Origin of the sequence: Ruminiclostridium papyrosolvens DSM 2782 (assembly GCF_029318685.1) — a bacterium.
Taxonomy (GTDB): domain Bacteria; phylum Bacillota; class Clostridia; order Acetivibrionales; family DSM-1351; genus Ruminiclostridium; species Ruminiclostridium papyrosolvens.
Genome location: NZ_CP119677.1, coordinates 3707356 through 3728177, shown reverse-complemented (window position 1 = coordinate 3728177; position 20822 = coordinate 3707356). Strand labels below are relative to the sequence as shown.

Genomic DNA, 20822 nt, shown 5'->3' with positions numbered 1-20822 from the left:
AAATGGAGGAGGGTCTGATGTTTCTGAATCTGATTTATACAGAGCTGATAAAATACAAAAGAACACCTGTCTTCTGGATAATTGCAATAGGAGGGTTTCTTTCGGCAGGTACTGCAATGCTCCTTGTAACATCACAAAAAGCTGTTGCAACATGGGATGATTTTGCAGTGGCGGGGCTGAATGGTATAAACCTCGTGGCGCTGTTGGTCATTGCAGTAATAACAGGGTACGTTATATCTGGTGAGTATCACCAAAGTACTATAGGCATATTGTTTACATATCCCGTCTCAAGGATAAGGCTATTTACGTTAAAACAAGCAGTAATGCTGATTTTTAGCATATGCTTGTATATTTCATTTCTGGTAGCGGCATTCTTATTTGGTATCATATTTATTGGTGTTCCTGAATGGAAACTAATGTTGAAACTTTTAAGGCTGATATTTATTATGGCTGGACTGAATTTTGTTCTTGTTCCTCTCACATCCTTTATATGTCTGGTGGTTAAATCGGTGGGAACAAGCATTTTTACCGGGATGGGTTACTTTATTTCATATATGAGCTTTATAAATATAAAAAACAGTCTTTATATACCTACCTGTACACCTAACAGGCTTGTTGATTATTATTTCTTGACAGAAAATATTGGCAGGGGTGATATAAAGGGTATTTTGGCAGTGGTTGCCTCAGTTTTTATATTTTCGGTTTTAATTAGTGCTGTTTATTATTCAAAGCATGATGTGTATAAATAGAATAATTGGAGGGCGTAAATGTGGATTATGTATTAAAAACTCAAAATCTTTCGAAATTATATAAAAATAAAAAAGCTGTAAACGGTGTAAATATGAATGTTGCCAAGGGAGATATATATGGATTCCTCGGTCAGAACGGAGCTGGTAAAACAACAACCATCAGAATGATAATGGGACTCGTAAAGCCAACAGAGGGAGAGGTATTTCTGTTCGGAGAGAGAATTTCCCAAGGTCAGCATGAACATTACGGAAGAATAGGTTCGGTTATTGAAACAGCCGGATTTTATCCAAACCTGACAGCTGTTGAAAATCTGGAGATACATAGGCGACTTATGGGTGTCACAAATAAAAGCTATATTGAAGAAGCCCTTGAAATAACGGGTATGACAGATGTACGAAACAAGAGGGTCAAGGGCTTTTCTCTTGGGATGAAACAGAGACTTGGAATATCAAGGGCGCTGCTGCATAAGCCTGAATTACTGATACTTGATGAGCCTACAAATGGCCTTGACCCAGTGGGAATAAAGGAAATCCGCAAATTAATTCAAGACCTTTCTGTGAAAAGGAAAATTACGGTTCTGGTATCTTCACATATACTTAGTGAGATACAGCAGACAGCCACAAAAATAGGCATAATAAATGAAGGAACTTTGTTAGAGGAAATTGATTTTGAGTCTCTGAAAAAGAAGAGCAGGAGCTATATTCAAATTAAGACAGGCGACGACAAGAAGGCATCATTTTTGCTTGAAAAAATGGGAATTACAGATTACAAGGTTATTGAACAAGGAGTTATAAGGGTTTACGAAAAGTTGAACGAATCTTCCGCCTTTAACCGTACATTATCTGAAAATGGGGTAGAGGTGAGTGAAATAAGTGTAATGAATGACACTTTGGAAGATTATTTTCTACAGCTGACAGGCGGGTCGTTTAGGATTACTTAATACTTTTATCTGTTACTCAGAACTGATATGTTGTTTAGAAAACAAAGACTGATACCTGAAATTAACAGATATCAGTCTTTATTTTATTGATTTAATTCATATTATTACTCCGCCATACGCTTTAAACGCTGGTACTTATCTTTTGCATGTTCTTCTGCAAGAGTAAACAACTCTTCCGCCTCTTCAGGGAACATCTTTGCAAGAGAGGAATATCTTACCTGAGACATCAGGAATTCCTTGAAGCTTTCCTTAGGCTCTTTTGAATCCAGAATAAACGGATTCTTTCCTTCCTGCTTCAAATCAGGATTATACCTGAACAAATGCCAGTATCCCGCTGATACAGCGGCTGCTGAATTTGCTATGCTTCTTCCCATGCCGTCTTTGATACCGTGGCTTATACATGGAGAATATGCAATAATAATAGAAGGCCCTTTGTAGGCTTCGGCTTCAGCAATTGCCTTTAGCATTTGGTTTCTGTCCGCACCTATTCCCACCTGAGCAACATATACATTGCCATAGGTCATCATTTGAGCGGCTAGATCCTTTTTAGCCTGTTTCTTACCGGAAGAAGCAAACTTTGCAATAGCGGACGTAGGAGTTGCCTTTGAGGCCTGGCCGCCTGTATTTGAATAAATTTCTGTATCAAATACAAGCATGTTGATATCATCTCCGGTAGAGAGAACATGGTCAAGTCCGCCATAGCCTATATCGTAAGCCCATCCGTCACCGCCTACTACCCATATGGAACGTTTAATAAGATAGTCCTTCTTTTCCAGAAGTTCATTAACCAGCTGCATTTGCTTCTGATCCTTATTTGAGTAGCTCTGCAGAGCACTAATTAAGTCTTCGCTGGCTCCTTTGGAGGCTGCACCGTCTTCAACACTTTCCAGCCATTTTGCTAATAAAGGTTTAAGCTTTTCATCAATATCCAGCTCCAATAGCTCATTTGCAACATCTCTGAGACGTTCTCTGATTTGCTTTACCCCAAGGTACATACCATAACCGAATTCGGCATTATCCTCAAACAGGGAATTTGCCCAAGCAGGGCCTTTGCCTTCATGGTTTACCGTATATGAGCTTGTAGGATATGAGGCAGCCCATATTGATGAACAACCGGTTGCATTTGCAATCATCATTCTGTCACCGTAAAGCTGTGTTATAAGCTTAATATATGGGGTTTCACCACAGCCGGCACAAGCTCCGGAGAATTCCATTAAAGGCTTTCTGAACTGACTGTCCTTAATGGTCTTGTTTCCAAAGTTACCGCCTTTATATCCTATTTTGTTGGTAGCATAGTCATAGTTAGGTATTTCTCGTTCTGTCTGGGTGCTCAGTTTTTTCATAACCAGAGCTTTTGGCTTAGCAGGACAAACGTCAGCACAGTTGCCACAGCCTGTACAGTCCATAGGACTTATCTGTATTCTGAACTGGTATTCTTCCATTCCCTTGCCCACAGCTTTTTTTGTAACAAAGGCTTCAGGTGCGGCCTTTAACTCATCTTCGGTTGCCAGAGTTGGCCTGATAACCGCATGAGGACATACCAGAGAGCAGATATTACACTGTATGCAGCTTTCTGGCTGCCATTCGGGGACATTAACTGCAATGCCTCGTTTTTCATAAGCTGAGGTTCCATTTGGCAAAGTTCCGTCTTCTATTCCTTTAAATGCACTTACAGGAAGTTCTTCACCCTTCATTGCATTCATAGGCCTCATGACTTCGCTTATAAATTCCGGCTCATTAATGTCAGTATTGGACGTATCCTGTGCATCCTTCCAACTGTCTGGAACATTTATCTTGACTATGGCGTTAATACCCTTGTCGATTGCTTCATGATTAACCTTAACAATATTTTCGCCCTTTTTGCCATAGCTTTTTACAACGGCATCCTTGAGGTACTTAACAGCTTCTTCAAGAGGAATAATATCGGCAAGCTTAAAGAAAGCAGCCTGCATTATCATGTTTATCCTGTTTCCTAGACCTATTGACTCGGCAATCTTTGTTGCATTAACTGTGTAGAACTGTATATTATTTTTGGATATCTGCTGTTTTATTTCAGCAGGAAGGTGGTCTTCCAATTCCTTTTCGTCCCACAGGCAGTTTAAGACAAAGATACCGCCTTTTTTAATACCTTTGAGTAAGTCGTACTGGTTTACGTAGGATTGATTATGACAAGCAATGTAATCCGCCTCATTTATTAGGTACGCAGATTTTATAGGCTCATCTCCAAATCTGAGATGGGACATGGTAACTCCGCCTGATTTCTTAGAGTCATATGCAAAGTAGCCCTGAGCATATTTCTCGGTATGATCACCTATAATCTTTATTGCCTGTTTGTTTGCTCCTACAGTTCCATCGGAACCAAGTCCCCAGAACTTACATCTGATAGTTGACTTTGGTTCTGCATTAATTTTTGCTTCTGCTGCCAAGGATGTATGAGTAACGTCATCATCTATACCGATGGTGAACTGGTTTTTAGGATTCTGCTGTTCCAGATTGTCATATACTGCCTTAATATCGGAAGGAGTAGTATCCTTTGAAGCAAGACCAAATCTTCCCCCGACTATAACAGGTGCATTAGGAACATCGTAAAACGCAGTTTTAACATCAAGGTATAAAGGCTCTCCTATGGAACCCGGTTCTTTTGTCCTGTCCAGAACAGCTATTTTTTTAACTGTTTTAGGAATTGCATTAAGCAGGTGTTTTACAGAGAATGGTCTGTAAAGGTGAACCTTTACAAGTCCGTACTTTTTACCCTGACTGTTCATATAGTCTATAGTTTCTTCAACAACATCTGTAATTGAACCCATTGCAACAATTATATTTTCGGCGTCAGGTGCTCCGTAATAATCAAAAAGGCTATATTTACGGCCTGTAAGAGCCCCAACCTTATTCATGTAATCCTCAACAATACCGACAATATCATTATAAAAAGGATTAGAGGCTTCACGACCCTGAAAATAAACATCAGGGTTTTGAGCTGTACCTCTTGTAACAGGATGATTTGGAGACAAGGCTCTGTCTCTGAATTCCTTAACTGCCTCGTAATCAACCAGACTTGCCAAATCTTCATATTCAAGTGCTTCGACTTTCTGTATTTCATGAGATGTTCTAAAGCCGTCAAAGAAATGAAGGAAAGGAAGTCGTCCTTTAATTGCAGCCAAATGAGCTACAGGTGCCAAATCCATTATTTCCTGAACTGAACCGGAAGCAAGCAGGACTACACCGGTTTGCCTTGCTGCCATTACATCCTGATGATCGCCGAAGATGGAGAGAGCATGAGTTGCAATAGCTCTTGCACTCACATGGAAAACAGCAGGCAACAGTTCCCCTGCAACCTTGTACATATTCGGAATCATCAATAACAAGCCTTGGGAAGCAGTAAACGTAGTAGTAAGGGCACCTGCCTGAAGAGAACCATGAAGGGCACCTGCTGCACCTGCTTCTGACTGCATTTCAACTACTCGGACTTTTTGCCCGAATATATTTTTTTTGCCTTTGGCAGACCATTCGTCAACTGATTCTGCCATGTTTGATGATGGTGTTATTGGATAAATTGCAGCGACATCGGTAAAAGCATAGGACACATATGCAGCTGCAGTATTACCGTCAACCGTCATTTTGATTTTCGACATTTAAAAAACACCCCCGTATTATAGTTTACTTCCATTATCTACCCAGCTTTTTGCTTCTGAAACACCTTCCACTGTTGGAATGACAACATTAGTGTCCTTTTGCTTTGCGGCTTCATTTGTCCAGGCAGCCGTTCCCTCATTGTCAGTGGGTCTGTACGCTGTTCTTCGTCTGTTGTCCCGTCCGTCCAGTTGCTTATCTTTTTTATTCATAGCTACCTCCAAGTATAATTATTGTTATGAAAAGAGAAAAATTAACCCTATAAAAAAATATAAGATATAAAAATTATTTGCTTTATTAATTTTTTTATTCGAAATGTAGTAATTTGAACAATATAAAAAGATCCGGTTTAGAAGTTTAAGCTTCCTAACCGGACGATATATTTATCAGGTATTTTGCAACTAATCAAAAAATAAGTTAAGCCAATGAAAAAGAAGAGGTAATAGTACTGTGTTTAAAAAAAGGGTTAACAATTTCATATTGATTTTTAACTATAACAATATTTTCAGTAGCATCATATTTCTTAGCTATACCATTGTGCAGCAATGCACCCTTTTTTATGTAACTGGATTCTCCAATGTAAAATGAATGCTTAGATTTGCCCCAATTGTTAAAAGCCATTACTCCGCCTTGTATTGTTCCATTGTTTATTATTATATTTGCTGCATCCAGATATGATATTCCGTACCAACTGCCTTTTAATGTTCCGCCGTTCATTATTACAAAAGGCGCGGGTGTATTACTCCAATTGTATAATGCACTATAGCCTTTTATTGTTCCACCTTCTTGTTTTAGAACACCGGATTTATTAAAATAGATTCCCATACCTTTTGGATATAAATTTTCAATTACGCCGGTTTCCTTTTCGCTGGAGTCTTGTACGGTTAATGCACCCTCCAGATATATTGTACCGTCAAAATTTCTACTGGTGACTTTATGACCTGCCAAATCAAGTACTACATTAGTATTAGTATCCAGTGTCAGAGTAGATTCACCAAGGTTCACATCTGTGAGCAGAGTAATAATTGTTTCTTCTGGGCTTTCTATGGAATTAAGTGCTTTTTGCAGTGTAGGAAATTCTTTATTACCTACTTTTGCCTGATTACATGCTTCACATTTAGTGATTTCGTAATGCGGCAAAATGGTGTCAACCTTTAAATCTACAATAGGTCTTAACCGTAGTTTCTTAATTCTATCCAATTTGCCTCGCCTCTTTGTTTGAAATTTTGATGTAAACACCATTATTAACCTTTAAGTAAAAACATTTAAATTTAATGAAAGAAAGCTTTTAAACAAGGTAACTATATGCATAATGATTAATTTTGGTTAGTTTTTTCGAGAATATCCCCTCCATACCCATTATTCCTATTAAAGCTAATGATATCAGTATTTTGGACAAAAGTGAAGCGGTATGTGCAATTCGACGGCAAAAAGTGCAATACGATTGAAAAAATCAAATCTTTCATGTTATAATTCTAAAAGGAAAGATATTCCAATTATTATTGCATCTTAGGAAGGTTACGATGAAAATAGCCATTTGCGACGATTTAAGATTTGATCGTACATTGCTGTGCGAGTACATACTGCAGTATGCAAAAAATAATTTTGTCAATATTGAAGTTGTGGAGTTTGACAGTGGTGAAGAAATGTTGACGTCTTTTTTAGAGGAAAAATATAAAATTGTATTTCTGGATATATACATGAAAGGTATAGACGGAGTTGAAGTTGCTGAGAAAATACGTGAAACTGATGAGGACTGTAAAATTATTTTCACAACCTCCAGCTTGGACCACAAAGGTGAAGGCTTTGAGGTTGCTGCAACACACTATCTTATTAAGCCTATAACATATAAACGTGTGGAACAAGCCTTAAACCGTTGCAAAAAGATTTTAGCCTTTGATGCAAAGTACATAGAATTGCCTTTGGGGAAAGAGACTGTGAAAATCAGACTTAGGGATATCATGTACATTGAAGCTGTAAGGAATGGTATTGTCATAACTACCGAAATCGAAGAATATAAAATTCATATGCCTATGGCAAAAATTTGTGATATTATTAAGGACAAAAGATTCTTAAGGTCCCATAGAGGATTTATCGTAAATATGCAGCATATAATTGCAACCAAAGAAAATGAGTTTGTTCTGAAAAACAGCTTCACTATTCCCATACGACAGTCAGGCAGGAAAGAGATAAAATGTGCTTACATGCATTATGTAATAGAAAGCCAAAAGGATAATCACTGTTCTGATTTTATTGTCTAATTAATCACTAATTAAAGTTAACGTGTGTATATACTGTTACCGAAATATATTAACATAAAAAATATTATATCGGACTTGAAAACTCTTCTTAGTAGGGGGAAACATTCCTGTATATTTTACATAACATGTAATAAGGAATTTATGTTAATAAAAGAGGAGGTATAATTGTGCATAATTACGTAAATTGGCCATATGTAAGCAGTAATATGATGGCTCCGGGCCCTTCAAATAAAAATCAAGGTTCAGGGATGACAAACCCTTGGACCATGCAGACCAATAGTCCTGATATACAACCGGGCTATACACCACATATAAATCACGATGAAGATGAAAAGGCTCCTGGCATGATGCAGCAGGGCATGATGCAGTCCGGAATGGGTTCTGATATGATGCAGCAGGGTATGATGCAGCCCGGAATGTGTCCTGACATGATGCAGCAGGGTATGATGCAGCCAGGGATGTGTCCCGACAAGATGCAGCAGGATATGATGAATTGCGGTATGAGCCCTGATATGATGCAACAGGATAAAATGGATGTAGATATGTCGGAGGCGTTGGAGTTAATTCAACAAGCGATAAAAGGTGAGATACATGACAAATTATTCTATCAATATCTTTTAGACAATGCCCCGGCGATGCTGGACAAAGAAATTATCACAGAGATAAGGGACAATGAAATAAAACATGCAAAGATGTTCCGACAGATTTATTTCGAACATACGGGAAAGACCGTAAAACCTGATGAAAATGTTACCTTTGAAAAACCTAAAACATATTGTGACGGGCTTAGAGGAGCTCTTATGGGTGAAACTAATGCGGTAAAAAAATACCGCAGGATATTAGCTGCCATGAAAAACAGAAAACATATAAACATGATGGTAGAAATAATTACGGATGAATTAAGGCATGCTTCTTTATATAATCTTTTAATTCACAATAATGATTGCAAATATTAATATCAGTTAGATAATTAAACAGGACTGCTTTTAATCAGCTGTCCTGTTTAATTTTACCCAAAAATAAAGAAAAATAAAAAAATTTAGTATATATCTACAGACTTTTGGGTTAAATTTAAGTATATTGAATAAAGCAGGTAAACATATAAACTAAATTAAAGAGGTAGAGATGGATATTATTGTAAATTTTTTTAATTTTGTAATGCACTTGGACGAGAATCTGACTATGTTGGCGAATAACTTTGGTATTTGGACCTATGTGATTTTGTTTGCCATAGTCTTTTGTGAGACAGGCCTTGTTGTAACTCCTTTTTTACCCGGGGACTCCATGATATTTGTACTGGGAGCTCTTTCAGCCAGCGGTGAGCTTGATTTGAAGATTATAACAATGGTATTAATCTCAGCTGCTATTCTCGGAGATACCTGTAATTATCATTTAGGTAAAATATTCGGCCCTATGGTATTCCGAAAGGATAACGTCAGATTCCTTAAAAAGGAACATTTGATAAAAACCCATAATTTTTATGAAAAACACGGTGGTAAAACCATAATACTTGCAAGATTTATACCCATAATCAGAACATTTGCACCCTTTGTAGCAGGTATGGGTTCAATGAGCTATATGAAATTCATAAGCTACAATATTATTGGTGGTGTCCTTTGGGTTTCATTATTTCTGACAGCAGGGTACTTTTTCGGAAATGTTCCCCTTGTTCAGGATAACTTTACACTTGTAATACTGGCTATAATTGCAATATCTATATTACCGGGTTTTATAGCATACTTAAAAAATAAAAAGGTAGGTACGCCCGACAAAGCTTAAATTTATGACGAAATATACCGGGGAAATTCACGTATCGTTCACAAATATAAACTATAATTTTATTTAATAGTTCATATGAAAGGGGCATACTTTTCGTGGGTTTAATTAAAATTCTTATTGCAGATGATGAGGAAAGAATGAGAAGACTGGTTGCCGATTTTCTCAAAAAACAGGGATATGCCGTAATTGAAGCAGATAACGGAATGAAGGCATTACAGATAATTATTGAGCAAAAAGAAACAATCAGTCTGGTAATTCTTGATGTAATGATGCCCATAATGGATGGATGGGAGGCATTGCGGAGTATTCGCCAATATTCAAAGGTTCCCGTAATAATGCTGACAGCAAAATGTACAGAAGCAGATGAGCTGCTGAGTTTTGGTATTGGAGCAGACGAATACATAACCAAACCTTTCAGCCTGATGATACTATTGGCAAGAGTACAAGCTCTGCTTAAAAGATTAAATATTAATATAAACGGTAAAAAATCCTTTGACGGTTTGGAGATTGATCTTCCGGCTCATACAGTGCATGTCAGCGGTCAAGAAATAGAGCTTACCCCAAAGGAATTTGAACTGTTGCTCTATCTTTGTGATAATGACGGAATAGCTCTGTCCAGAGAGAAAATCCTTAATTCCGTTTGGGATTATGGTTATTTTGGCGATGTCAGAACTGTTGATACCCATATAAAAAAATTGAGACTGAAACTGGGAGAAAAGGGCGATTTCATACAAACCATAAGGGGCTTGGGATATAAGTTTGAGGTGACTAAATGAAAATCTCATTAAAAACGAAGCTCTTTGGGGCATTTTTTGGCTTGATAGTATTTTCGGTGGTTCTGACGTGGGTTCTAAACAGTACTCTTCTTCAAAAGTATTACTATCATAACCAGAGAAATACTATGAGGCAGAGCTATAATATTATAAAGGATGCCTATAATAACGATTCCGACAATATAATGATGGATATAGAAAAAATTGAAAGTCTGAGAGGAACAGCCATACTATTGTTTGATAAGGATTTAAATGTAATTTATCAATCCAGACAGAGAAACCTGCAAATGTTAAGGGAAAACAGACATATTATGGGGACTGCTCCGTCTATTGACAGAAAGTTTATAAAAGACAAAATTAGCAGACTTCAAACGGATACTCCCAAAATAGAAATCAGATACGATAAAAGGATGGAATCAAACTTTGTATCACTCTATGCCAAAATAGATGATAATATATATATATACATGGGAACACCCTTCGCCGCTATTCAGGAAAGCTCACAAATAGCTATAAGCTTTTCTATTCTTACAGGCCTTCTGACCCTGGTACTTGGAGGACTAATTATTTACATTCTTACTTCAAGAGTTACAAAACCAATTGTAAAGCTGAATGTTATTGCAAAAAAAATGGCTGTCCTTGATTTTAGTGAGAAATATTATGTAAACAGAAACGACGAAATAGGGACACTGGGAGAAAGCATAAATTCACTGTCGAAGCAGTTGGAATCCTCAATAAGAGATTTGCAACAAGCCAACCTTAAGTTAATGCAGGATATACAGAAGGAAAGACAGATTGATGAAATGAGAAAGGAATTTATCAGCAATGTATCACATGAGCTGAAAACGCCTATTGCTATTGTACAAGGCTATGCAGAGGGACTTAGGCTCAATGTTAATGATGACGAGGAAAACAAGAACTTTTACTGTGACGTTATAATTGATGAAGCAAACAAAATGGATAGCATGGTAAGAAAGCTTCTTGAACTATCAGAACTTGAATTCAATCAAATCTCTCTTGAGCGGGATAACTTTCCCATAAATGAGCTTATAACTGATGTTTTAAAAAAGAAAGCCATTCTTTTTGCCGAAAAAGATGCGAAAGTCACCTTCAATTCAAAGGGCAAGGATAATGTAATTGTGAATGCGGATTACTATTATATTGAACAGGTTTTCATGAACTATCTCAGCAATGCACTTAATCACATGGATGATAAAAAGATAATAAATGTCGACCTTGAAATAACAGATACAAAGGCACGTGTTGAGGTATTCAATTCAGGAAAAAACATTCCTGATGAAGTTATAGAAAGCATTTGGATGAGCTTTTTTAAAGTTGATAAGGCAAGAACAAGAGCGTACGGAGGAACAGGTCTGGGCTTGTCCATTGTAAAAGCAATTCAGAAAGCCCATAACAATGCTTATGGTGTTATAAACAAGGCAGAAGGTGTTATGTTTTGGTTTGAAACTGATTTGGCATAGTGCCATGGAAAAAATTGTTTGAAGCAATTTACAAAATCTACACAATATTTACACATTAGTTGAGAAAGATAGTGTAGAAAGGAGGTGATAGTAGTGAAAAATATTAAACTTCTTATTACTATCGCATTTGTTATTTCAATGCTATCTTCTAATGTCTTTGCAGTTGAGTCAGACATAGGTTCAAAATCACAAGATGGTGCAGTTGATCAACATAAAGAAGAGATTAAGGACAAAGACAAATGTCAGAAGTGTCGTAAGAATCCAATTAAATATCTTGAAGATAAAAAGCAAAGCGTAGAAAAAGATTTGAAGGAAGGTCGTATTTCCAAGGAGGAAGCTGACGAAAAGATAAAGGAAATAGAGCATCGCATACAAAAAATCAATGAGTTTAACAGCTTGCCTCTTTCCGAGAAGAAAGAAAAAATCTACAGCAGATTCCAGAAGCACATTGAAAGAAAGGTTTCAGAAGGAAAATTGACAAATGAGGAAGGCCAAAAGTTTCTGACGGAGCTAAAAAAAGAGCTTGATGAGTGGGACGGCAAAGATTTTCCTAATTTGAAGATTGACAAGCCGGATAATAAACAAAATAATTAGTTTTATATGACAAAAGGGGACGCATATTAACAAAAATGCGTCCTTTTTTAATTCTCGTACAAGTTGGAATTCCAGGCTTCAGCAGTCAAATGAGTCAGGTTTACACCTGTTGAAATTAAAAATTCACCCAATATGAGACGATTTCTGTCGTCAAGATTTTCTGCAAGTAAAAATGCTAATGCCAGAGACAAAATTGTGTACTCTTCAGGAGAAAGGTTGAAAAAATCGCTGCTCAAATCTGATTCCTCCGGAACAAATAAAATATATAGTATAATATGAGTAGTTCAAATTATTGGGAATATATCCTTAAAATATTTATGCCTTTGTTGTAATACGTATTTTTAGTGATTGTCTTGTAACAGCTTTACCTTTCTTAAAAGCTGAAACGATTATGGTAAACAATATAATCACACAGCCTATAACAGAAAGAATTCCTGTGAAGCGTTCTCCAAGAAGTAATATACCCAGAGATGCAGTAACAACAGGCTCTAAGGCATATGTAATAGCTGCATTTTCGGGTCGCACAAATTTGATTGCAGAGCTTTGAAACAGAGAGGTAAATATAGTAACAGCGGCATTAAGACAAATAAGTAATAGGAATACCGGATTTACTACATTTGATAAGTATATTTTACCTGTTTCAAATATCAGAGCCAGAGCCAAAAAGCTTACTATGTTGGTGCTATGCTGTATAAATGTAAACTGTACCGGGGTAAATACATTTGAGAACTTATTTTGAAGTGCAATAAACAAGGAGAAAAAAATTGCATTACATAGTGCGAAAATATCTCCTATATTTATACTGAAACCCTTTCCGGCAAAAGTAATAAAGTAAATACCTATCATAGCTGTCATTGCCAGAATTATTGTTTTACGGGTAGGGGCTTTTTTCTCTAATACAGCCATTATAACAGGTGTTATTACTATAGCCAGCTGTACTATAAATGCCGTGTTTGAGCCGGAGGTTCTTTTTAGTGCAAGCATACAGAAGGTGTTGCTTACCACTGAAACAAGGCTTATAAGTACGCAGGTGACAACAATCTTTTTACTGAAACCCTGTAGCTTTTTTCTGAATAGTACTACTGTTGAACCAAGCCCCAATACAGCACATATAAAGAGTATTGAGAACTGCGGCAAAAAGCCCAGAAGCATTTTGGACCATATATATGATGAACCCCACAGTACGGCATTTAATATAAGAAATATTTGAGCGTTGTTTTTCGTAATAATGTTCATAATATGTACCCGCCTGAATTTATTAGTTTACATATTATATTATATTCTAACTTTTAGCCAAGTTTATTGCATAAACTGTTTAAAAATATGCAAAAAGTGCTTTTTGTCCATTTATTTTATTTTAAACATATAATAAAATAGTATTACTTAGTATTTTCACAAGTTATGAAGGGATGATTAAGATGGAAAAGGAGCCGGGTATCAAAAGAGGCTATCTGGAGGATGATTTTAAATTCTTTCACTTGAAGGACAGAAACAATATTCAGTTTGAACACCATTATCACGATTTTAATAAAATAATAATATTTTTACTTGGTGACGTTATATACAATATAGAAGGTAAAAACTATAAACTCAAACCTTGGGATGTACTTTTTGTTCCGGCAAATCAGGTACATAAGCCTATAATAGCACCTGACCGTGACTATGAAAGAATAGTTATATGGATAAACAATAGATTTTTAGAGGAGCATGGAAATTGCGATAATGATCTTCTGACATGCTTTAACATGGCCAGAGACAAAAAGCATTTGGTGAGGTTGGGTGTTAATTCCCTTAATAATATTAAGCCTATATTGGTGAATCTTGAAAAAGAGCTTAAAAAAATAACCTTCGGTTCGGGTATTCTTGCAAATGCACTTTTCGTGCAATTCATGGTATACATAAACAGATTATTTTTAAAGCCGGATAAACAAGTAGAGGACATAGAAGTAGAGTTTGATGAACAGATTCAGAAGGTAATACACTTTATTAATGAGAACCTGTCAGGGGATCTGAGCATAGCAACTCTATCCGAAAGGTTCTACATTAACAAGTATTATCTGATGCATAAATTCAAGGCTAACACAGGGTTCTCAATCCATAGTTACGTAAATAACAAGAGGCTTCAAAAAAGTGCTGCTCTTATAAAGTCGGGAAAAGCTCCCTCTGATGCAGCAGGAGAATGCGGATTTAACGACTATTCAAGCTTTGTACGCACTTTTTCCAAAATGTACGGTATGTCTCCCAGAAAATATGGCAAGTCTACCCTTGAGCACCCTGTTAACAGCTTTCAGGTTGAGGGATGACAGCAGGCCTATACATAAATCATTTTTTTAGTCATTCCGCCGTCTACGGTTATGTTTTCGCCTGTTATAAAGCCGGATTTGTCGGATGCCAGAAAAATACATAATTCAGCTATGTCATCGGGAACACCCACTCTTCCGGCAGGATGCTGGGCATGGTCGTCTGCTGATAAAATCTCCTGACTTGCAGCAGAGCTTTTTTTCCAGGATGAAACATCTATCCAGCCCGGACTGATGGAATTAACTCTTATGCCGTACTTTCCAAGGGAGATGCCATGGAGTGGGTCAGTGCTATAATTCCTCCCTTGGAGGCAGAGTACGGCTCAGTATCCGGTTCTGACATAAAGGCTCTTGTCGAGGCCATATTAATTATGCACCCGCTTTTTTGGCTTTTCATAAATCCGGCACAGAATTTTGCACAATAATATGCACCGGACAGGTTTACCGCAATAGCCTTGTCCCATTGTTCAACAGTTGTATCAAATATATTACCAAAGCCTGTGAGAACGGCATTGTTTACAAGTACATCAATACTGCCGTATTTCTTGTTCGAATAATTTACCATTTCTTCCACAGAGGCCGTGTCAGAAACGTCAGTTTTAATAAAAACAGCTTCAAAACCTTCATTCCTTATATGTTGTTCGTTTTCCAAGCCTGCTTCTTCGTCTGTATCTGCGATTACAACTTTAGCCCCTTCTTGGGCAAATTTTCTTGATATTGCTCTTCCGATACCCTGACCTGCACCTGTTACAATTATGGTTTTATCTGTAAATTTATACATATATTACAAAACCTCCTCTGTTTTTAGTATAATATCTAGAGTATATCAAAAACACATATAAAATGCATAAACTGCTAAGTGCATGAATAAGTAGCAGTATAGCTTATTGAACAGGGGAGATAAAATAATGAGGTATAAAATTCTGGCTTTATTTGCAATAACAATCATAATAATTATTATTTCAGTATTTTCAAAAACATTTGCATATCAGGAGGCAAGGGAAATAAAAATTCTATTTACTCATGACATACATGATCACCTGCTTCCAAACAAGGGAGAATATAACGGCAACACTGTCTGGACAGGGGGATATTCAAGACTGAAAACGGCAATTGACAAGGAAAAAGCGGACAGCAAAAATACAGTTCTGGTAGATGCCGGAGACTATTCAATGGGAGATTTATTTCAATCATTGTTTTCAACAGATGCACCGGAGCTTAGAATTATGGGGCAAATGGGTTATGATGTAACCACATTTGGCAATCATGAATTTGAATTTAAAGATACCGGTCTGTCCGGTCATTTGTATGCTGCAAAAAACAGTGGTGACAAACTTCCTCAGATAGTCACCTCGAATATTGAATTTCCGGATGTGAAAAAAATGAATAAATCCTCCTATGAGCTGCAGCAGGCAATGAAAGCATATGGAGTGAAAGAATATACTATTCTCAACAAAGGAGGAATCAGGATTGGTATATTCGGCCTTATGGGAAGGGACGCTGACAGTTGCAGAACAGCCTCGGAGATTACCTTTGATAATATTGTTGAGAGTTCAAAAAAAGTGGTAAAAAAGCTCAAACAGGAGGGCGTAGACCTTATAGTATGCCTTTCTCACTCAGGTACATGGGAAAAGTCTTCAAAATCAGAGGATGAAATACTTGCAAAGAAGGTTCCTGAAATTAATGTTATAATAAGCGGACACACACATACCCTTTTACAAAAGCCTATTATACATGGAAATACTGTAATCGGTTCCTGTGGCGAATATGGAAATAATCTGGGAGTTATTGAACTTGTTCAGACTTCCGGCAAAGGATGGTCGCTAAAGGATTACCATTTGAAGAATATTGACCAATCAATTAATGAGAACATAGAAATTTCCCAAACCATAAGCAAATTCAAGGATATGGTTCAGCAAAAATATCTTAATTATTTTGACTTGCAATTTGATGAAGTTTTGTGCAAGTCTCCTTTTAGTTTCATTGCTACTGACCAAATAGGAAAAAAACTGCAAGAGGATACCTTGGGGAACCTTATTTCCGACGGATATATTTATTCCGTCAAGCAGGCGGAGGGGGGAGCCTACGAACCTGTAGCTGTTGCTATTGCACCTGTGGGAACAATTAGAGGCTCTTTTGTAGAGGGTGAAATAACCGTACAGGATGCTTTTATTTCAAGCTGCCTTGGAATTGGTCCTGATGACATATCCGGCTATCCCCTTATATCAGTGTATCTTACTGGAAAAGAACTGAAAAATTTATGTGAACTGGATGCCTCCATATCTCCTATGCTGAGTTATGCTCAACTGTATATGTCAGGCATCAGCTACACCTTTAATCCTAACAGAATGATGCTCAATAGGGTTACAGAAGCTTACCTGCAAAAGCATGACGGAACAAAAGAAAAAATCAATGATAAAAAACTATATAGGGTAGTAAGCGGTTTATATAATGCACAAATGCTCTCTACTGTGGGTGACAGGTCTTTCGGACTTCTGCCCATAATACCTAAAACAAGGGACGGTAAGCCCATTAAGAATTTTAATTCTCGTATTATTTACACTAATTCAGGGGGACATACCACCGAGCTAAAGGAATGGCTGGCAACTGCCAGATATCTACAATCCTTTCCAAAAGTTGAGGGTGTACCCCAAATACCATATTATTATAATACCTTACACGGACGAAAAATTATTGATAACACAAACAGTCTGGGGGCAATTTTGGGTAATCCCAACAGTATAGCAGTAAAGTTATATTTGCTTGTATTTGCAGCAGTTGCTGTTATATCTGCTGCTGTTCTAGGTATAGTCAGGTTTGTACGAAAAAGGAAAAGTAATAAGACAGCCGTATAGCAGATGTTATAAAGGGCTATTGCAAAATTAGTTTTTATCTTTTTTAACCTGTACTCGGAGTATAAATTATATCAATGAAAGCTGGGTTAAAGATATTTGAAGTTGTTTATCGACGATGCATTGATACAATTTTATACGGGAGTACCTGTGTTAAAACAAGAAAACTTTTTGTTTTGCAATAGCTCTTTTAGTATGCGTAAAATATTTATGAAATTTATCCCTGATATGTCTTGACACGTTATATCACGCTGTGATATATTACAAACATGATATATCACAGCGTGATATATCTGAAAGGGAATGAAGGTATGAATGAAAAACTAATAAAAGCATATTTACCCATGAGTGAAACGGGTTTTTATATTCTGCTTTCACTTAATGAGCCCAGACACGGATATGGAATTATACTTCATGTAAAGGACTTAACCGGGGGCAGGATAAATCTTGGAGCAGGGACTATTTACGGAACCCTTACAAAGTTTGAAAAGGATAGTCTTATTGAGCCTTCAGGAGAAGAGGACAGACGTAAGCTATACAGGATAACTGAGAAGGGTAAATGGCTGCTTGAGCAGGAAATGCGTCGTATAGACGAGATGTATGTGAACGGGCATGAGGTTCTGGGGGGATGCAATCATGATAAAGATATTTAAATGGTGGTGGGCCTGGGATTATGAAAAGATAGAAGACTGGCTTGAAGAAATGGAATCAAAAGGTCTGAGACTGGTTGAAACAAGAGTGAAAGGTTTATACTTTTACTTTGAAAGGTGTCAGCCTATGAAAGCCAGATATTGTATTGACTATCAATCTAAGCTTACCCCTGATTATGTTACGCTGGTTAAGGACGACGGATGGGAGCTGTATCAGATTGGAATGGGCTGGTATATATTGAGGAAACAATATGACGAGGAGAGACCTGACCTGTACACTGACTTTGAAAGTCTTATTGCCAAAAATAAGGCATTGCTTGCAATAGTACTGGCTATTTTAGTAATGGAGTGTGTGACATTCGGAAATCTTATATGGAGCACGTATAAGGACAGCAGCAAAGTCATGTTGCCTGCTCTTTGTATAGGTGGTTCCGTAATGTTGGCATTCTTTTCATTTGTAATTACAAGTTTGGTGATGACAATAACTAAATTCAGAAAGAATCAATAAAAAATAAAATAAAGAGGTGGATAATTTGAGTTTACAAGTACAAAATGTATCAAAAAAGTTTGGAGAAAAGCTTGCTGTTAACGATATTTCATTTGAAGTAAGCGAGCCGGGTGTGTTTGGGCTGTTAGGTACAAATGGAGCAGGTAAAACCACAACAATAAGAATGATATTGAATATTGTAAAAAAAGATTCGGGAAGCATTATGTGGGATAACAAACCCGTAGAAAGACAGATTATAAATTTTGGATATCTTCCTGAAGAAAGAGGACTTTACCCTAAAGTAAAAGTTACAGAGCAGTTAATGTATTTTGCAAGCTTGAGAAGAATCAGTGCTGCTAAGGCAAAAAAGGACATAAGCTACTGGTTGGAAAGAATGGAAGCAAGCCAATATGCAAATATGGCAGCAGAGAAGCTGTCAAAAGGAAATCAGCAAAAGATACAGTTTATTGCATCTATACTGCATGACCCAGACCTGATATTCATGGATGAACCTTTCAGCGGACTGGACCCTGTAAATACAGAGTTGTTCAAGAGTGTAATACATGAACTTATAAGCAAAGAAAAATATATAATAATGTCAAGTCATCAAATGTCCACAGTAGAGGAATTTTGCAGGGACATAGTAATTCTTAAAAACGGTAACACCGTACTTAACGGAAATCTTAAAAAAATTAAGCACAGCTACGGAAGAAACAATCTGTTAATAAATTCTGATGGAGATATTATTGAACTTGCTGCACAAGAGGGCATTACAAAGGTTAACACCACCGCAGCAGGCTATGAGTTTAAAATATCAAATGAAGAGCAGGCGTACAGATTGCTGGAAAAAATACTTAGCAAAAGGCTTGTGCTTGATAAATTTGAAATAAGAGAGCCATCTCTCCACGAAATATTTATAGAAAAGGCTGGTGAAGCAAAATGAAAGAATTTTTAGAAGTTTTTAAGTATACATTCAGAGAGAATGCACGGAAAAAATCATTTATTGTATCAACGGTATTGATTATTATAATAGTTATAGCAGCTATGATAATACCGGCTGCAATTTCCAATAGTAAATCCTCGGGCAAGGACAATCCGAAAGAGCAAACACAGACAGACTCCAAGAATATCAAAACAGTGTATTTTGTTGATAAAACAGGAATATTTGAACAGGGAATAAATGATTTACAGAAGCAAATGTCAGACTATAAGCTTGAAAAAGTAGCTGACGATAAAGAGGAAGGTCTGAAAACTCAGATAAAGGATAAGGGTGAGAGCTATATGATAGTTGTCAGTCTCAAAGAAAACCTTCCGAATGTAGAGTACTTTACAAAGCAGTATGGCAGCGGCCCTAGCCCTGAAGTGATAAGCAAGGTACTCAAGAATATTTACGTGACAACCATGCTAAAAGGTGAAAATGTTTCACAAGATGTTATTGCAAAAACTTTATCAGATTTAAATGTCAAAGTAAATGAATTGGGCAGCAGTAAAATAGGAGGATATATCTCCAGTATATTTATAGTAATAATATTGTTCTTTGCAATATACTTCTATGGCTATGGAGTAGCAATGTCAGTTGCATCAGAAAAGACCTCCAGAGTTATGGAGCTTCTGATAACTTCCGTGAAGCCTTCAAGAATAATATTCGGAAAAACGGCAGGTATGGGAGTGCTGGGACTTATACAGCTTGCATTGATAATAGGGGTTGGCGCTTTCACGTATAAGACTGTATTCCCGTCAGATTTTACTATAGGCGGTATGAAATTGGATTTCTCAGGCTTTACACCCTTTTCACTTGCAATGGTGATAATCTATTTCATACTTGGTTATACACTGTATGCACTTATGTATGCTGTTGTCGGTGCAACCGTAAGCAAAGCGGAAGATGTAAATTCAGCTATAATGCCTATGTCCTTTATAGCATTGATAGCGTTCTACTTCTCATATGGAACATTTGCGGTTCCAAACAGTACTGCTGCAAAAGTAGCTTCATTAATACCATTTACTTCACCATTTTCAATACCATCAAGGCTGGTTACGGCAGATGTACCTTTGTGGCAAATCGGACTGTCCCTGGGAATATTACTTATAAGCATAGCGTTTGTGGCGATGATTTCGGTGAAACTATACTCCTTTGCGGTACTCCATTATGGTGACAGGTTAAAAATAGGAAAACTGCTGAAGTTTTCAAAAGAAAATAAGGATGCTGTCGTTAAATAGTAAGATTTTAATCACCCTATAACAGGACTTCGAATAAATTGAATAATATGTAAATTTAAAATGCCAAATGAAAAATCATTTGGCATTTTTGTCTTTGGAGGACAT

The 20822-nt window shown here is 37.0% G+C and carries 19 protein-coding genes and 1 pseudogene; 14 read left to right on the top strand and 6 right to left on the bottom strand.

Annotated features, from left to right (window positions below):
* The first annotated feature begins 17 nt into the window (after nt 1-17).
* Together P0092_RS16665 and P0092_RS16660 are read left to right on the top strand one after the other, a co-directional pair.
* The gene (locus P0092_RS16665) at nt 18-749 is read left to right on the top strand and encodes an ABC transporter permease (protein ID WP_004616232.1); all 732 of its coding nucleotides are present in this window, start codon (nt 18-20) and stop codon (nt 747-749) included.
* A 20-nt stretch (nt 750-769) separates the two neighbouring features.
* Entirely contained in the window at nt 770-1690 is a 921-nt protein-coding gene (locus P0092_RS16660) for an ABC transporter ATP-binding protein (RefSeq protein WP_004616234.1), read from the top strand.
* A gap of 104 nt (nt 1691-1794) precedes the next feature.
* Here P0092_RS16660 and nifJ read toward each other — a convergent pair whose 3' ends face one another.
* The 3 genes from nifJ to P0092_RS16645 form a co-directional block, all read right to left on the bottom strand.
* Complete coding sequence (gene nifJ / locus P0092_RS16655) at nt 1795-5322, bottom strand: pyruvate:ferredoxin (flavodoxin) oxidoreductase (protein WP_004616236.1); 3528 nt, start codon at nt 5320-5322, stop codon at nt 1795-1797.
* Nucleotides 5323-5340: 18 nt separating this feature from the next.
* Nucleotides 5341-5532 (bottom strand): CDIF630_02480 family spore surface protein, encoded by a 192-nt coding sequence (locus P0092_RS16650; protein ID WP_004616237.1) that lies wholly within the window; start codon nt 5530-5532, stop codon nt 5341-5343.
* 205 nt (nt 5533-5737) lie between these two features.
* Nucleotides 5738-6520, bottom strand: coding sequence for a hypothetical protein (locus P0092_RS16645; RefSeq protein ID WP_004616239.1), 783 nt, complete (start codon nt 6518-6520; stop codon nt 5738-5740).
* Nucleotides 6521-6843: 323 nt separating this feature from the next.
* Between P0092_RS16645 and P0092_RS16640 the strand changes: the two genes are divergently transcribed.
* From P0092_RS16640 to P0092_RS16615, 6 genes are all read left to right on the top strand, one after another.
* The gene (locus tag P0092_RS16640) at nt 6844-7581 is read left to right on the top strand and encodes a LytR/AlgR family response regulator transcription factor (RefSeq protein WP_004616241.1); all 738 of its coding nucleotides are present in this window, start codon (nt 6844-6846) and stop codon (nt 7579-7581) included.
* 167 nt (nt 7582-7748) lie between these two features.
* Complete coding sequence (locus P0092_RS16635) at nt 7749-8537, top strand: ferritin family protein (RefSeq protein ID WP_004616243.1); 789 nt, start codon at nt 7749-7751, stop codon at nt 8535-8537.
* A 169-nt stretch (nt 8538-8706) separates the two neighbouring features.
* Nucleotides 8707-9360 (top strand): DedA family protein, encoded by a 654-nt coding sequence (locus P0092_RS16630; RefSeq protein WP_004616246.1) that lies wholly within the window; start codon nt 8707-8709, stop codon nt 9358-9360.
* A gap of 95 nt (nt 9361-9455) precedes the next feature.
* Nucleotides 9456-10136 (top strand): response regulator transcription factor, encoded by a 681-nt coding sequence (locus P0092_RS16625; RefSeq protein WP_004616248.1) that lies wholly within the window; start codon nt 9456-9458, stop codon nt 10134-10136.
* On the top strand, nt 10133-11614 hold the full coding sequence (locus P0092_RS16620) for a sensor histidine kinase (protein WP_004616251.1): 1482 nt from the start codon (nt 10133-10135) through the stop codon (nt 11612-11614). Before P0092_RS16625 ends, P0092_RS16620 begins: the two co-directional genes overlap by 4 nt.
* 93 nt (nt 11615-11707) lie before the next feature.
* Nucleotides 11708-12208, top strand: coding sequence for a hypothetical protein (locus P0092_RS16615; protein ID WP_004616253.1), 501 nt, complete (start codon nt 11708-11710; stop codon nt 12206-12208).
* A 47-nt stretch (nt 12209-12255) separates the two neighbouring features.
* Here the strand turns inward: P0092_RS16615 and P0092_RS16610 are convergent, their stop codons facing one another.
* Together P0092_RS16610 and P0092_RS16605 are read right to left on the bottom strand one after the other, a co-directional pair.
* Nucleotides 12256-12444, bottom strand: a complete 189-nt coding sequence (locus tag P0092_RS16610; RefSeq protein WP_004616255.1) for a hypothetical protein — start codon at nt 12442-12444, stop codon at nt 12256-12258.
* Between the two features lie 79 nt (nt 12445-12523).
* Nucleotides 12524-13444 (bottom strand): DMT family transporter, encoded by a 921-nt coding sequence (locus P0092_RS16605; protein WP_004616257.1) that lies wholly within the window; start codon nt 13442-13444, stop codon nt 12524-12526.
* 182 nt (nt 13445-13626) lie between these two features.
* On the opposite strand from P0092_RS16605, the gene P0092_RS16600 reads away from it, so the two are divergent.
* Nucleotides 13627-14511: an AraC family transcriptional regulator gene (locus P0092_RS16600; protein WP_004616258.1), complete on the top strand. Its 885-nt coding sequence runs from the start codon at nt 13627-13629 to the stop codon at nt 14509-14511.
* Nucleotides 14512-14519: 8 nt separating this feature from the next.
* Here the strand turns inward: P0092_RS16600 and P0092_RS16595 are convergent.
* A pseudogene (locus P0092_RS16595) lies at nt 14520-15289 on the bottom strand (glucose 1-dehydrogenase).
* Nucleotides 15290-15416: 127 nt separating this feature from the next.
* On the opposite strand from P0092_RS16595, the gene P0092_RS16590 reads away from it, so the two are divergent.
* From P0092_RS16590 to P0092_RS16570, 5 genes are all read left to right on the top strand, one after another.
* The gene (locus tag P0092_RS16590; protein ID WP_004616263.1) at nt 15417-17363 is read left to right on the top strand and encodes a bifunctional metallophosphatase/5'-nucleotidase; all 1947 of its coding nucleotides are present in this window, start codon (nt 15417-15419) and stop codon (nt 17361-17363) included.
* 308 nt (nt 17364-17671) lie between these two features.
* Complete coding sequence (locus P0092_RS16585) at nt 17672-18013, top strand: PadR family transcriptional regulator (protein ID WP_004616264.1); 342 nt, start codon at nt 17672-17674, stop codon at nt 18011-18013.
* On the top strand, nt 17997-18518 hold the full coding sequence (locus tag P0092_RS16580) for a DUF2812 domain-containing protein (protein WP_004616266.1): 522 nt from the start codon (nt 17997-17999) through the stop codon (nt 18516-18518). Before P0092_RS16585 ends, P0092_RS16580 begins: the two co-directional genes overlap by 17 nt.
* 25 nt (nt 18519-18543) lie before the next feature.
* Complete coding sequence (locus P0092_RS16575) at nt 18544-19440, top strand: ABC transporter ATP-binding protein (RefSeq protein WP_004616268.1); 897 nt, start codon at nt 18544-18546, stop codon at nt 19438-19440.
* Nucleotides 19437-20717: an ABC transporter permease gene (locus tag P0092_RS16570; RefSeq protein ID WP_004616270.1), complete on the top strand. Its 1281-nt coding sequence runs from the start codon at nt 19437-19439 to the stop codon at nt 20715-20717. Before P0092_RS16575 ends, P0092_RS16570 begins: the two co-directional genes overlap by 4 nt.
* Nucleotides 20718-20822: the final 105 nt, after the last annotated feature.

Excerpts from the sequence above, each read along its gene's own strand:
- P0092_RS16665 (WP_004616232.1), top strand. The coding sequence starts at position 18 with ATGTTTCTGAATCTGATTTATACAGAGCTGATAAAATACAAAAGAACA.
- P0092_RS16600 (WP_004616258.1), top strand. The coding sequence starts at position 13,627 with ATGGAAAAGGAGCCGGGTATCAAAAGAGGCTATCTGGAGGATGATTTT.
- P0092_RS16650 (WP_004616237.1), bottom strand. The coding sequence starts at position 5,532 with ATGAATAAAAAAGATAAGCAACTGGACGGACGGGACAACAGACGAAGA.
- nifJ (WP_004616236.1), bottom strand. The coding sequence starts at position 5,322 with ATGTCGAAAATCAAAATGACGGTTGACGGTAATACTGCAGCTGCATAT.
- P0092_RS16630 (WP_004616246.1), top strand. The coding sequence starts at position 8,707 with ATGGATATTATTGTAAATTTTTTTAATTTTGTAATGCACTTGGACGAG.
- P0092_RS16585 (WP_004616264.1), top strand. The coding sequence starts at position 17,672 with ATGAATGAAAAACTAATAAAAGCATATTTACCCATGAGTGAAACGGGT.
- P0092_RS16570 (WP_004616270.1), top strand. The coding sequence starts at position 19,437 with ATGAAAGAATTTTTAGAAGTTTTTAAGTATACATTCAGAGAGAATGCA.
- P0092_RS16605 (WP_004616257.1), bottom strand. The coding sequence starts at position 13,444 with ATGAACATTATTACGAAAAACAACGCTCAAATATTTCTTATATTAAAT.
- P0092_RS16580 (WP_004616266.1), top strand. The coding sequence starts at position 17,997 with ATGATAAAGATATTTAAATGGTGGTGGGCCTGGGATTATGAAAAGATA.
- P0092_RS16620 (WP_004616251.1), top strand. The coding sequence starts at position 10,133 with ATGAAAATCTCATTAAAAACGAAGCTCTTTGGGGCATTTTTTGGCTTG.
- P0092_RS16640 (WP_004616241.1), top strand. The coding sequence starts at position 6,844 with ATGAAAATAGCCATTTGCGACGATTTAAGATTTGATCGTACATTGCTG.
- P0092_RS16590 (WP_004616263.1), top strand. The coding sequence starts at position 15,417 with ATGAGGTATAAAATTCTGGCTTTATTTGCAATAACAATCATAATAATT.